Origin of the sequence: Alkalihalobacillus sp. AL-G (assembly GCF_030643805.1) — a bacterium.
In the GTDB taxonomy this organism is placed as follows: domain Bacteria; phylum Bacillota; class Bacilli; order Bacillales; family Fictibacillaceae; genus Pseudalkalibacillus.
In genome coordinates this window covers 3,754,289-3,768,005 of record NZ_CP094656.1, presented here as the reverse complement: position 1 = coordinate 3,768,005, position 13,717 = coordinate 3,754,289, and the positions used below count along the sequence as shown (strand labels likewise).

Below are 13,717 nucleotides of genomic sequence, written 5' to 3'. Positions count from 1 at the left end.
TGATGCGGATGAATATCTTGGGAGTTGACATTGGAGGAACGACGATCAAAGGTGCGGTTTTCACCAGCAATGGAGAGAAGATCGCTCAATCCTATGCTCCGACGGATGTAAATAACGGCAGAGATGGAATCATAGCATCCCTATTCAAAGTCATCGATCAACTGATGGATGATGTACCAGTAGTCTCGATCGGAATCGGAACCGCAGGCCGGGTGAATGCAGCGTCTGGAGAGGTGGTTTATGCAACCGATAATCTCCCAGGCTGGGGAGGTATGAAGCTTAAGGACCTTCTAAGCACGCGGTACGATTTACCTGTAGTGGTCGATAATGATGCAAACACCGCACTGGTAGGAGAACTGTGGAAAGGGATTAGCGGAACCTATCAATCTGCTGTCATGTTGACGCTGGGGACAGGAGTGGGCGGTGCGAATGTCATGAATGGCAAGCTCGTCCATGGCCGTAACTGGCAAGGCGGGGAATGGGGGCATTCCATCTTTGTCCCGGATGGCCTACCATGCAACTGCGGACAGCAAGGATGTATCGAGCAGTACCTTTCCGGATCCGCTCTTGTCCGGATGGCACATGATAATGGGTTGGATACTGTTACAGATGGAAAGCACGTATTTGAACAATTCAACATGGGGAATCAAGCTGCGAAACATGTCATCAATCGTTATTTCGATGATTTGGTTACATTCCTAACGACAATTTCAAATGGTATCGATCCTGATATCGTAATTGTTGGTGGAGGAGTCGTTGAGTCAAAGGATTTCTTTTGGGATTTATTTGAAAAAAAGCTGCAGGATCGCCGAGTACCGATCCAAGTAAAGCCTGCGATGTTAGGTAATGAAGCTGGAATCTATGGGGCAGTAAAGCTGGCACTAGGTTCCTTGAGCAAGGAGGGGACATGATGAAACAGAAGCCATGGACACCATTTTTATTCCTGCTGCCAGGTTGTACGATTCTCGGAGCTTTCATCTTTTATCCGATGCTTCAAGCGATTTGGCTCAGTTTTACAGACTATAACATGATTGTCCCTGATCCGAATTTTGTCGGGACGGACAACTATAAGAAGCTTTTTCAAGATGAATTGTTTTGGAAAACGTTGAAGCAAACCTTCATCTATTTGATTTGTGTCGTTCCTGCACTTGTCATTTTACCGATATTTTTAGCCATATTAGTGAATCAGAAAATCAAAGGGATCGGTTTCTTTCGTTCGGCGTATTACATTCCGGTTGTTACGTCGATGGTGGTCGCAGGAATCGCTTGGGAATGGGTATATGCGGAACAAGGGGTCATGAACTATATCCTTGATCTTACTGGAGTCACTGATGAACCCGTCCACTGGTTGACTTCAACCAATACTGCGTTGTTTGCGGTGATGGCGGTTACAGTATGGAAAGGCCTAGGGTATTATATGGTGATTTATTTAGCCGGATTACAGTCCATTCCGTATAACCTGTATGAAGCAGCAAAGATCGACGGTGCAAATTGGTGGCAACAGACTACCCGGATAACGATTCCGATGTTGATGCCATCCATTGTGATCGTATCGGTGATGTCCTCGATTGCGGCGATGAAAGTATTTGAAGAAATCTACATCATGACAGGCGGGGGGCCATTGAACAGCTCCAAAACACTCGTTTTCTTCATTTATGAAGAGGCGTTCGACAAGCTGAACATGGGCTATGCAAGTGCCGCCGGAGTCGTGTTGTTCATCCTTACGTTGATCGTATCCATCATCAATATCACTCTGACTAGAAAACGAGAACAGTCGGTTGCTTAGGAGGGGTAGACATGAATGCGCACAAACCGAAACCTGACGTCAAACCGAATACCTACATCAAGTCCGTCCCGGAAACCGAACGGATAATGAAAAACAAGAATAGAACCAAGACTGTGTTGAACTATGCATTGTTGCTCTTTATTTCGGTATTGATGGTCGGTCCGTTTGTTTGGCTGCTAGCCACGGCATTGAAGTCTGGGAGTGAAAACATTTTTGCGTATCCGCCAAAATTCATACCAGAGGACCTGACATTCGCCAACTTCCCTGCAGCGATGGAGGCGTTCCCGTTCTGGAAATATTTATGGAACAGTACGGTTGTTGCGGTATTTACCGTGTTATTGAACATCATTTTCTGTTCGATGGCGGCTTATCCATTGGCACGGATGAAATTCAGAGGGAAAAACGTAATGTTCATTTTGATTTTATCTACGATGATGATTCCGTTCCAGCTTTTGATGATTCCGGTCTATATCCTGTCTCTTGATTTAGGCTTGAAAAATACCTACGCAGGATTGATTTTGCCCCATGCAACAACAGCCTTTGGTGTCTTTTTGATGCGTCAGTCATTCTTATCGATTCCATATGAGCTGGATGAATCGGCAAAAATGGATGGAGCGAACAGCTTCCAAATCTTTTGGCGTATTCTGATGCCGCTGGTGAAGCCTTCTATGGTAACCCTGGCGATCTTTACATTCGTAATGGCATGGGGAGACTTCTTGTGGCCTCTCATCATTTTAGATGATCAATCGATGTATACCCTGCCGCTCGGGCTTCAGACATTGACGGGACTGTTTTCTGCCAACTGGCGCTTGATTGCTGCTGGAGCGATATTAAGCATTATTCCAATCATAACGGTGTTCATCATTTTACAGCGGTATTTCATAGCTGGTGCAACAAAAGGAGCCGTCAAAGGATGAGCGGGAATACATGGGCCTATCACATCGTTTTTCAAACTTGGACGGAAATCTGTCAGCACCATAGAAAGTGGGGACTGATATGAACCGAAAGCTTGCCCTTATACCTGTAGATGCCCGTCCGGTCACACGTGATCTCCCAGGTCAAATTGCGGCGATTGCTGGTTGGGACGTTCTTGTACCAGACCGAGGCCAGTTAGGTTTTTTGAAAATGCCAGGTGATCAAAGTGAATTCCTGGTATGGCTGGATCGTGTAGCAAGTGAAGTGGATGGCTTTATCCTTTCACTGGACATGATCGGATATGGCGGACTCGTTCCGTCAAGAGTCATCGAGGATGAATTCTCCACGATATGGTCCAGGATCGAACAGGTATTACAGCTGAAACGCCGCTATCCTGAAAAAAAGCTGTTTGCCTTCAGTGCAACTATGCGAATATCCAACAATTACGTGAATGAGGAAGAGAAAGACTATTGGGATCGTTATGGGGAGGAGATATGGCAATACTCCTACCACACGCACTGCTTCCAAAGGACAGCCTCAGAGGAATCGAAGCGAATGATCGATGATTTATATGGTCGGATCCCAAGTGAAATCTTGGACGATTACCTGCAAACCCGTGAACGCAATTTTTCTATCAGTAAAAAGCTGCTGGAAAAAGTTGAGGAGAAGCTGATCGATATATTGGTATTTCCACAGGATGACACGTCGGAATACGGATTGAATATCCGTGAGCAGGAACAGCTTTCAGCAGATGTCGAGAAACGGAATCTGTTCAATAACGTATTCATTTATCCTGGAGCAGATGAGGTAGCGACTACATTGACGGCTCGGGCGATTCTTGAAGCTGAATTTATAAAAGCACCGACATTCTATCCGTTTTACTCTGGAGAAACAGGCAAGCTGAAGCCTGCGATGTATGAAGATCGCCCGATTGTGGAATCGGTGAAAGGACAAATTCATGTTGTTGGTGGTCATACCGTCGAAACCGTGAATGACGCAGACCTGCTCCTCGGAGTCAATGTCCCTGGACAGCAACAGGGTGATTTGGCGCTTCAGAAAAACCTGCAGTACGTAAATACGAATGGCCGTGATGTCGGAGAGTGGATCAGGAGACTCGTCTACTATCAGAAGCAAGGTTATAAGGTAGCTGTTGCTGACCTCGCCTATGCGAATGGCGCGGATCCAGTCATGATGTCACGTCTTCTGGGTGAACCGGATGTCTTGAGCCACCTTGTCGGATTCGGGGCGTGGAATACTGCCGGAAACACGATAGGTACGGTTGTAGCTCAAGCAGCAATGCATTATGTGCATCATAAATCGGGTTTCGATCGATCTGATGAAAAGTTGAAAGAACAAATTCTGCTTCGGCTTTTCGATGATTATCTGTATCAGACAATCGTTCGCCAGCAAGTCCGGAACGAAATGGCAGGCCCCGAGTCAAAGGTCAATGATCTAGTAAAAGTGGTTGAAAATCGATTCCTTGAAAACTACGATAATTTGATCCAAACGGAGGGTGTCCAAAAGCTGCTGCGAGATTACGAGGTTGACCTAGGTACGACCTTTCTCCCTTGGAACCGTACGTTTGAAATAGGTCTTAAAGTCCGTTTACAGAGAAACATCTGTTAGTTTGCGAAGGATTAAGAATAGAGACAAGAATGAGGGCGAGTAGGGCTGGATCATACCTTTGCCCCTTATTCAATAGGAGGCAGAACAGTGAGGACCATACATAAAGAGATTGTAATCATCGGAGGCAGTATCGGTGGAACCGTTGCGGCATTATCTGCCGCCAAGATGGGAAGAGAAGTCATCCTGGTAGAAGAATCCGATTGGATCGGCGGCCAGCTTACGAGTCAAGCCGTTCCGCCTGATGAACATAAATGGATCGAGGAATTCGGCTGTACATCGACCTATCGTGAATTCCGCAATCGGGTACGGGACAATTATCGTAAAAATTATCCGATGACAGAATCAGCCAAGAACATCGAACAATTGAACCCTGGAAACGGATGGGTAAGCCGGATTGCTCACGAGCCGAAGGTAGCATTAAACGTATTGAACGATATGTTAGTTCCCTTTATTAGTAATGGACGAATTGAGCTGTTGATAGAAGCAAAGCCGGTCGAAGCCAATTTGGCAGAGGGGGATCGTATCGAGAGTGTAATCGTAGAGGAACGGACAAGCGGCAATCAGACGAGATTATCTGGAATCTATTTTTTAGATGCCACAGAATGTGGTGATCTCTTGCCGCTAGTAAATGCAGAATATGTCACAGGTGCTGAAGCAAAATCCACTACAGGGGAACCCCATGCAAGGGAAGAGGGTTGTTTACCATTGGATATGCAGCCGATTACGCATGTCGCTGCTGTTGATTATATTGAAGGCGGGAACTTCACGATTGATAAGCCGGAACAATATGAATTTTGGCGGAACTACAAGGCGAAGTTCCTTAATCATATGCAGCTGAGCTGGTTCGGGCCGGATGCCGAAACAGGTGAGTCCAAGAGGTTTGCCATGTTCCCAGGAGAAGGGATTTCGTTGTGGGATTATCGGCGTATCATCGATCCGAGCTTGTTTAAACGTGATTTTTACAAGGGTGATATCACGCTAATGAATTGGCCGCAAAATGATTACTGGCTAGGGCCGGTCATAGACGTACCGGAGCATGAAAGGAAGAAGCATCTGGAAGGGGCACGTCAACTGACTTTATCACTAGTCTATTGGCTGCAAACAGAAGCGCCAAGACCAGATGGGGGCAAGGGATATCCAGGAGTACGGATGCGTGGAGATGTCGTAGATACAGAGGATGGATTAGCGAAATATCCATACATACGGGAATCGCGTCGGATCAAAGCGTTGACAACGGTGAAGGAACAGCATATCAATGCTGATTTTCGGAAAGGTATCAAGCATTGGGAGGACTCAGTCGGGATAGGCGCATACAGGATCGATCTGCATCCGACGACTGAAACCCACCAATTTTTCTATACCCCAAGCTATCCATTTGAAATGCCGCTCGGCAGCCTTATACCCATTCGGATTAAAAATCTGATTGCTTCTTGTAAAAACATCGGCTCGACCCACATTACGAATGGATGTTTCCGCGTCCACCCGGTTGAATGGAACATAGGAGAAGCCGCTGGTTATTTGGCTGCTTTTTGTATCAATCAATCACTGACTCCAAAAGAGGTCCATCAAGAGAAATATAGAGTTAAAGAGTTACAGGATTTATTGATGCAACAGGGAGTGGAGCTGCACTGGCCTGACGGAGTCGGAGTGCTGTAACTGGTGTATGATCACGGTGCGATTGAAAAGTAAGCATTAAAGGAGGTGGTTATCAACACGAATTTGCTGCATTTTACCTAGAAAATGATCTAATACGGAGGGATTTGATGAAAAAAGCATTTGGTGTACTATTGTCACTTGTTTTGCTAATGAGTTTGGCTGTACCCGCATTTGCAACAGGAAATGACGAATCAAGACATCATGTTCTTCAAAACCTCGTGAAGGATGAAAGTAAAAAAGCAAGGATTTTATGGTATGACCTATCGGCAAATATTCAAAACCTCAATACACCCGAGAAGGTGGACACAATTGTAGCGAAAACTGCAAAAGCGAATATCGATACGATAGTCTTAGATGTTAAAAACTATACCGGATTTGTAGGTTATCAAAGTGAAATCGCTCCTCACATGAGTACATCTCAGATTCCTAAATACGATGGCTTTCCCAAGGGATACGATTTACTTGCAGAAGTCATTGAAGAAGCACATAAATACGGGATTCAGGTTCATGCGAATGTAAACGTTTTTTCAGAAGGAAATAACGATTATAAAGATGGACCAGCCTTTGAACACCCTGAATGGCAAACGACATTCTACCAAGCATCGCGAATAGCGAAGTCTGAAAACGGCTCGACCTTCGATATCACCGGTGTGAATACGACAAGAGGATCAAACCAGCTTGTCATGTACACACCTGAAAAATATGAGGTTTCTCCGTCCAATCAATGGGGAGCAGAGGTACAGGTGGTTGATGGAATTGTAACTAAAGTTGTGGATCGTATTTACGGTGCCCCAGCTGTAGAGGTACCTGAAAACGGTGTCGTCCTGTCGGGTCATGGCGAAGCAAGAACATGGATTCTGGAAAACGTCCATGTAGGTGATCAATTTGATTATTCCGCTACGAAAACAGAGCTTATTCCAGCTTCGGAATATTCTACTTTCTCCACATTCGTCAATGCAATTCGTGATGACGTCCAAACCTATGAGCTCAGCATCATCAATGAAATCATCAGTAATTATGACGTGGACGGTATTGTTCTCGATCGTGCCCGATATTCAAACGTCTATGCAGATTTCAGTGATTTGAGCCGAGAGAAATTCGAAGCTTATATCGGTGAGCGTGTAACGAATTGGCCTGAGGATATCTTCACTGTTGAATTTACAGCTGAAGGAAAAGAAGTCGTTCCAGGGCAATACTATCAGAAGTGGATTGAATGGAGAGCAGGAAACATCCAGGATTTCTTCAAAAAGGCAGAAAATCTGGTCCATGGAAAAGACCCATCCCTGTTCTTCAGTACGTATGTCGGAGCATGGTACCCGCTCTATTATAGTGAGGGCGTGAACTGGGCAAGTAAAACCTATCAACCAGATTACGAGTGGGCAAGCCCTGATTACGGAAAAACAGGTTATGCAGAAGTACTGGATTTCTTGATGACGGGTAACTATTTTTCACAGGTAACACGTGAAGAAGCTGTCGCTGTTGGCAACCCTGATTGGTACAGCGTCGAAGGGTCGGCGGACATTGCAATGGATGTTGTAAACGAAGCTACCTTCGTTTACGGAAGCCTTTACCTGGCTCAATATAAAGGTGATCCTGAACAATTCCGAAAAGGGCTGAGAGCCGTAATGGACAAGACACACGGTATCATGCTCTTCGACCTCGTCTACTTCGAGCAGTATGGATGGTGGGATATCCTCTATGAAGAATTTGCAGAAGAATCCCAAGCGCCGCACCAAATTCCTGGTCTAATGAAAATGGTGAGAGAAGACAAATAAAGATTCTAGGGGGGACTGGTATTTAGCCGGTCCCTTACTTTATTGAATGTGGCATTTATGATTCCTTTAATGGAACATAAATCGTCGCTTCATTTTCTTCAACCGGGTTAAAAATCTCTAAGCTATAGGCATCCGGATCATGGCTTAGGCCTTGTTTTTTCATTTTTTCCAATACGAAAAAGTACGTTTGATCAGTTTCTTCACGTTCATTGAAGCCAGAGTGGTTATAAACAGAATATTCCCTGGTCGGGATGGTCATGCTGACCATGCCATCAGGCACGTGCCTGATGTTCGTGACTTCTATTCCTGCGATATAGTGATATGTTCGGTTTTGACGTAGCGTTATACCTATAAACATATCCTTTTTGGCCTGATATCCGATTTCATTTTTTCGAGCCTGTAACTCCTGCCATAACCTCGGTCTGATTGCTTTTGTCATATAAAAAGCAGTGAACGGTGCCTTCACCTCAACACCAACTATTCGTACAATCGGTTTGACGACTCTATTAATCGTTTTTGACGGATCGCGCAGGAAAGACTGCTTTGTTTTCGAATTCAGAATGCTGTAACCGCCGTTTTTCCCCACTTCCGAATAGAGCGGGACTCCGAGCCCACTCAATTCCTGTAAATATCTGAGCATCGTCCGGTAGGAAACCTCGAACTCTGTAGCCAGTTCTTCAACGGTAAAATGTTGTTTTTCATAGACTCGCATCATTAATTCAATCATCCGCTGGGTTTTTGGCATGTTATTAACCTGCCTCTTTTTTTAAAATCTGACAGTTATTGTCATAGTTTTATTATAAAATAGGGTAGAATACGTTGAAAGGGGAAATGGAAACTTGTCTATTGAACAGCAGAACAAAACTGTAATTGTATCTGAAAAGGGCTTTCAAGCGGTTGGTTTGAAATGGGAGGGTACGTTTGCTGAAGCAGCAGCCGGCCACATACGGAAAGTACACGAGGAAATGCATCGTCGTTTAAAGGAAATCCAGCATGTCGTCGATCCCGACACGTTACAGGGCTTATCGTATCACGCATCACCGGATGGTACTGGTTTCACACACTATGCGGTCGTTAAAGTAGAATCGGTTGCCGAGGTTCCTGAAGGTATGGTGAGCATTACCGTTCCCGATTTGATGTATGCGCAATGCGAACACTATAAAGGACAAAGTATCGACCAGTCGTACAATAACATTTATGCATGGATCGCAAACCAAGGGTATGAACATAACAATGTCGATGATTTGACCCACTTTGAAAAATATCCGATGAAACAGGATCCATATGACGAGAGCCCAGAGTTTTCAATTTTAATTCCAGTCGTGAAAAAGTAAAATATAGAGTCTTGCATGACAAGAGATGCTAGGGGAGGATCCTCTAGCATCTTTCAACTTATATAGTTAAACAAACGTTTAGCTCGTATTTCAGGTCGAAACTGCCGTCCAGCAATGTTTTTTACCTAAAAGGATGCCGCGAAAATTGCAAGTGGACTATAGTACGCATCCACCCGGATTATGTCTGATTTGTGCTGTCGGACATTGCAGAAACATCTCGTGAATTGTAACTTGAGGTAGGAAATACGTTGCGGCCACTGGAATTTCCGCTAAAATTATCAGTCAAGATACTCCTCTTTTAAAATCGAATACAGCTTCAGGTCCTGGTGTTCATCGTTCAGACGCATGCCTTTCCGGATGATTCCTTCAAAAGACATGCCGACCTTTTCCATGACTCGCTCTGAACCGATGTTTTCAAGAAAGCATCGAGCTTGAATGCGAGTCAGCTCCATTTTCTCGAAACCAAATTTGATGATTTCTTTAGCAGCTTCCGTCATGATGCCCTTGCCCCAATAATCCTGAGATAGGACGTAGCCGATTTCAGCATGCTGTTGCTTCGGATTCCATGATACGAAATCGATCGTGCCAATCAATCTACCATTCTCCTTATACTCGATACCCCACACCGCTAATTTACGATCTTCATAACCTTGGAGAACAAAATCGAGAAATTCTTTCGTGTCGGAAAGCGAGCGGTGCGTATTCCACGTGACATACCGAGAAACTTTATCGTTCGACCCATATGCATACATATCTTCGAGGTCTTCGGTTGTAACCTTCCGTAGGATTAGACGCTCTGTTTCCAAAACTGGCAGATTCCCGTAAATTTGTTCAGATTCCATATAACCACACCTCAACGTTAGATAATTGTTTTACAGTATACATCAAAACCGGCGATTGTAGACACAAAATTTTGGTGGAAGGACTTACTTCTAGACAAGGAGAATAGATTGATAGGGGAGAGAAAATTCATATGGAATAAAATAACAGAATATTAAGACAAAGGAGGATTTCAGGTGTCACAATCGAACACAGGGTTAAACACAAATGTACCAACAGAATCACGAGGTTCAGCGGTTAGCAAGTTTGTTTTATTCAGTGCAATCGGCATTTTTATGTTTTTTATCCCGATTACCGTTAACGAAAAATCATCGATTCCGCTTGATCATCTAGTCACTTGGTTCCTGACGAATTTACCAGGTCTCGTCCCGTATTATGCATTGCTCGTCGTCTTGCTCGGTGCTGCCTATCCGTTTTACACGAAAACATGGAAAAAGGACAACGTAACACTCGTATTTTCCTTTTTAAAAGTATTAGGCTTACTGGCGGCGATTCTGATCATGTTCAAGCTCGGACCTGCATGGATGCTAGAGCCTGGTATGGGGCCGTTCCTTTTTGAAAAACTCGTCATTCCAGTCGGATTGCTTGTGCCGATCGGGTCGGTATTTTTAGCATTGCTCGTCGGTTATGGACTGTTAGAGTTTATCGGCGTATTAGTGCAGCCAGTGATGCGTCCAATTTGGAAGACGCCTGGACGTTCTGCAATTGACGCAGTTGCTTCATTTGTCGGAAGCTATTCGATTGGCTTGTTGATCACCAATCGTGTTTTTAAAGAAGGAAAATATACTGTGAAGGAAGCTGCGATCATAGCAACTGGATTCTCGACCGTTTCAGCGACATTCATGATCGTCGTCGCGAAAACGCTTGGATTAATGGGCATCTGGAACACGTACTTCTGGGTTACGTTGATCGTAACGTTCCTGGTCACTGCGATTACCGTTCGAATTTATCCGTTAAAAAGCATGAGCGAGGACTATTATCGTGGTGGGGAAGGCACTCCCGAAACGACACCAAAAGGAAACAGGGTGAAAAGTGCATGGACTCAAGCGATGGATGCCGCTAAGAACTCCCCTTCATTCGGTAAAAATGTTTGGGATAATCTGAAGGATGGCTTTGTGATGACGATGGCGATCCTGCCATCAATCATGTCGGTCGGACTGCTCGGTCTGATTCTTGCTGAATTCACACCGGTGTTCGATATTCTTGGCTACATCTTTTACCCATTCACAGCGCTGTTGCAAATTCCTGAGCCGTTACTTGCGGCAAAAGCTGCAGCAATCGAAATCGCAGAAATGTTCTTGCCAGCGTTGTTAGTAGTTGATACACCATTAATTACCCGATTCGTCATTGGCGTTTTGTCAGTATCGGCGATCATGTTCTTCTCGGCACTGATCCCATGTATTTTATCGACTGAAATCCCGATCAGCATACCGAAAATGCTCGTCATCTGGCTCGAACGCACAATTCTGACCCTGATTATCGTTACACCAATTGCTTACTTGCTATTGTAAAAAATTTAGCCCTCACCAAGGGGGCTTTCTATCTTGTTATTCTTAGGACAAGCCTACTATTTTAAAAAAAGGGAGAAAAACCGATGAAGATTTTCATTTCAGCCGATATCGAAGGAATTTCCGGAGTGGCAACCAATGTACAGCTTAAAAAGAATGACGAATATCAACGCTTTCGCAAGTTGATGACTCAAGAAGTGAATGCGGCGATTGAAGGAGCGTTTAAAGGTGGTGCGACAGAAGTTGTTGTCGCAGACGGTCATGGAAACATGTCCAACATTTTTATAGAAGACTTAGATGAAAGAGCACGGCTCGTTTCCGGTAACAATCGTGTGATGTGCCAGCTTCAAGGACTGGATGAAACGTTTGATGGCATCATGTTCATCGGACATCACGGCAGAGAAGCGGGTTCTGAACGGACGACGATCAGCCATACACTCGCAGGCATTTGTGTAGGTGAGATGAGGATCAACGGAAAAGTGGTTGGTGAAACGGAAATGAATGCTGCAGTAGCGGGTGATTTCAAGGTACCAACGATTATGATTTCTGGTGACGACGCGTATGTCGCGGAGGTTAAAGAAACCTTGCCAGATGTGGAAGGGGCTGTCGTCAAATATGGAATCGATCGGTTCGCGGCCGAGTTGATTCCACCGACACGAGCCCGTAAAATCATTGAAGAAAAGGCTGAAGCTGCAGTCAGGCGAATCAACGAATTCAAGCCGTATCAAGTTAAAGGACCAATCACGTTTGATATTGAATTCAAAGGTTCCCAGCAGGCGTTGATGACAACGACGATTCCGACGGTCGAGCTTACCGGGCCGAAATCGATCCGTTTCACATGTCAGGATATGATTACCGCTTATAAACATATGTGGGGCGTGGTCATTATCGGGATGGCCGCAACGAATGGCGTACTGGGTCAAGTAAATACATAAGAGTTGGAGATGAATGTGAATGAAGAAACTGTTGTTGACAGGATTCGAGCCTTTCTTGGACCATGGCTCGAATCCGACTGAATATATTGTGAGAACGTTGGATGGAAGGGTAGTTGGGAGCTTTCAGATTACTGGTCGTGTGCTTCCAGTAGATTTTGAACGATCAGCTGACCTGCTGTTGAACTATGTAGAAGAGGTTCAGCCTGACACAGTCATTTCACTTGGACTAGCCGCTGGCAGAGCGAAAATCACACCTGAACGAGTCGCGATCAATGTGAATGATGGAGTGAGGGATAATTCCGGGAACAAACCAGTCGACGCACCGATCAACCAGAACGGTCCTGATGCGTATTTTTCTACCCTTCCGATTCGGAATATGGTCAATGCCCTGCTTGAGAACGGCATACCAGCTGAAATTTCAAACACTGCAGGAACGTATTTATGCAACAATGTTATGTACTCAATGCTGCATAGCGCCAAGGAAAGAGGGACCAACATTCAAGCAGGCTTCATTCATGTTCCAGCCTCATTCGAACTCACTATGCAAAACCCAAAAATACCAGGGTGGCCGCTCGAAACCATCCAAGACGCGATAGAATTGTGTATCAAAACTCTTGACGAATAAACCTTAACTAAACCATTCATGAATTCGAAAGTCTGTCTGTGTCAGGCTTTCTTTTTTATGGGCTAAAAATAGTAAAAAGCTTGTTTAGGGATAGACTAACGATTGGTACACAGTCAGGAGGGAATACGTTGTCAGATTTTTGCCCAGTTCAATGGCCGGAAGAACCAACACCCGAAGCCCTAAAAACATGTCGTGAGTGCGGTCTTTACAAGCATGGTTCCCGTATGGTTTGGGGAGAGGGCAACCCGGGCGCGCCGATCATGGTAATTCTAGATAACCCAGGTGCTCGTGAAAATCGAGAAGGCAAATCGTTTGTCTGCCGAACGAGACAAACGTTGCAACGAGCCGCCAGTGAAGTTGGTTTGGAAATGGCAGACTTGTATGTGACGTATATTTTAAAAAGGAGGCCATTACGAGCATACGATAAAGAACGCACGAGGCAAACTTGTATGATCCATCTTGACCAACAGCTTGAATTGAAACAGCCAAAAATCATCCTTTGCTTAGGAAACGTAGCGGTCCAATCCTTTTTCGAAAACCCTGAAGCAGATGTGAAGGCATTACGCGGCTCGATGCATGATGTACAAGGATATCGGACGACGGTCGCATACCATCCGTTAGCTGTCAGGCGCCGCCCGAATTTATGGTCATTATTCATTGAGGATTGGATGTTCCTATCCAATGACTACCACAAAACAAAATAGCGCGATCATGTTA

The 13,717-nt window shown here is 44.9% G+C and carries 13 protein-coding genes and 1 pseudogene; 11 read left to right on the top strand and 3 right to left on the bottom strand.

From position 1 onward, the window contains the following. Positions 1–8: 8 nt before the first annotated feature. From MOJ78_RS19110 to MOJ78_RS19085, 6 genes are all read left to right on the top strand, one after another. On the top strand, positions 9–911 hold the full coding sequence (locus MOJ78_RS19110; RefSeq protein WP_304978908.1) for an ROK family protein: 903 nt from the start codon (positions 9–11) through the stop codon (positions 909–911). Beyond that, positions 911–1,786 (top strand): carbohydrate ABC transporter permease, encoded by an 876-nt coding sequence (locus MOJ78_RS19105; RefSeq protein WP_304978907.1) that lies wholly within the window; start codon positions 911–913, stop codon positions 1,784–1,786. Before MOJ78_RS19110 ends, MOJ78_RS19105 begins: the two co-directional genes overlap by 1 nt. An 11-nt stretch (positions 1,787–1,797) precedes the next feature. Further along, positions 1,798–2,703, top strand: a complete 906-nt coding sequence (locus MOJ78_RS19100) for a carbohydrate ABC transporter permease (RefSeq protein WP_304978906.1) — start codon at positions 1,798–1,800, stop codon at positions 2,701–2,703. 79 nt (positions 2,704–2,782) lie between these two features. Then, entirely contained in the window at positions 2,783–4,327 is a 1,545-nt protein-coding gene (locus tag MOJ78_RS19095) for a DUF4127 family protein (protein ID WP_304978905.1), read from the top strand. An 87-nt stretch (positions 4,328–4,414) separates the two neighbouring features. Continuing rightward, complete coding sequence (locus MOJ78_RS19090) at positions 4,415–5,983, top strand: FAD-dependent oxidoreductase (RefSeq protein WP_304978904.1); 1,569 nt, start codon at positions 4,415–4,417, stop codon at positions 5,981–5,983. A 107-nt stretch (positions 5,984–6,090) separates the two neighbouring features. Continuing rightward, entirely contained in the window at positions 6,091–7,758 is a 1,668-nt protein-coding gene (locus MOJ78_RS19085; protein ID WP_304978903.1) for an alpha amylase family protein, read from the top strand. Positions 7,759–7,813: 55 nt separating this feature from the next. Here MOJ78_RS19085 and MOJ78_RS19080 read toward each other — a convergent pair whose 3' ends face one another. Together MOJ78_RS19080 and MOJ78_RS19075 are read right to left on the bottom strand one after the other, a co-directional pair. Further along, positions 7,814–8,269: a GyrI-like domain-containing protein gene (locus tag MOJ78_RS19080; RefSeq protein ID WP_370529829.1), complete on the bottom strand. Its 456-nt coding sequence runs from the start codon at positions 8,267–8,269 to the stop codon at positions 7,814–7,816. Positions 8,270–8,311: 42 nt separating this feature from the next. After that, a pseudogene (locus MOJ78_RS19075) lies at positions 8,312–8,503 on the bottom strand (helix-turn-helix transcriptional regulator); the annotation flags it as partial. A gap of 94 nt (positions 8,504–8,597) precedes the next feature. Between MOJ78_RS19075 and MOJ78_RS19070 the strand changes: the two are divergent. Further along, on the top strand, positions 8,598–9,092 hold the full coding sequence (locus tag MOJ78_RS19070) for a GyrI-like domain-containing protein (RefSeq protein ID WP_304978902.1): 495 nt from the start codon (positions 8,598–8,600) through the stop codon (positions 9,090–9,092). Between the two features lie 278 nt (positions 9,093–9,370). On the opposite strand, the gene MOJ78_RS19065 is transcribed toward MOJ78_RS19070, so the two are convergent. After that, positions 9,371–9,934: a GNAT family N-acetyltransferase gene (locus tag MOJ78_RS19065; RefSeq protein WP_304978901.1), complete on the bottom strand. Its 564-nt coding sequence runs from the start codon at positions 9,932–9,934 to the stop codon at positions 9,371–9,373. A gap of 174 nt (positions 9,935–10,108) precedes the next feature. Between MOJ78_RS19065 and MOJ78_RS19060 the strand changes: the two genes are divergently transcribed. The 4 genes from MOJ78_RS19060 to MOJ78_RS19045 all read left to right on the top strand — a co-directional run bounded on the left by MOJ78_RS19060 (position 10,109) and on the right by MOJ78_RS19045 (position 13,704). After that, on the top strand, positions 10,109–11,443 hold the full coding sequence (locus tag MOJ78_RS19060) for a YjiH family protein (protein ID WP_304978900.1): 1,335 nt from the start codon (positions 10,109–10,111) through the stop codon (positions 11,441–11,443). A gap of 83 nt (positions 11,444–11,526) precedes the next feature. After that, entirely contained in the window at positions 11,527–12,375 is an 849-nt protein-coding gene (locus MOJ78_RS19055) for a M55 family metallopeptidase (RefSeq protein WP_304978899.1), read from the top strand. Positions 12,376–12,394: 19 nt separating this feature from the next. After that, positions 12,395–13,000 (top strand): pyroglutamyl-peptidase I, encoded by a 606-nt coding sequence (gene pcp, locus MOJ78_RS19050; protein WP_304978898.1) that lies wholly within the window; start codon positions 12,395–12,397, stop codon positions 12,998–13,000. Between the two features lie 128 nt (positions 13,001–13,128). Beyond that, entirely contained in the window at positions 13,129–13,704 is a 576-nt protein-coding gene (locus MOJ78_RS19045) for a uracil-DNA glycosylase (RefSeq protein ID WP_304978897.1), read from the top strand. Positions 13,705–13,717: the final 13 nt, after the last annotated feature.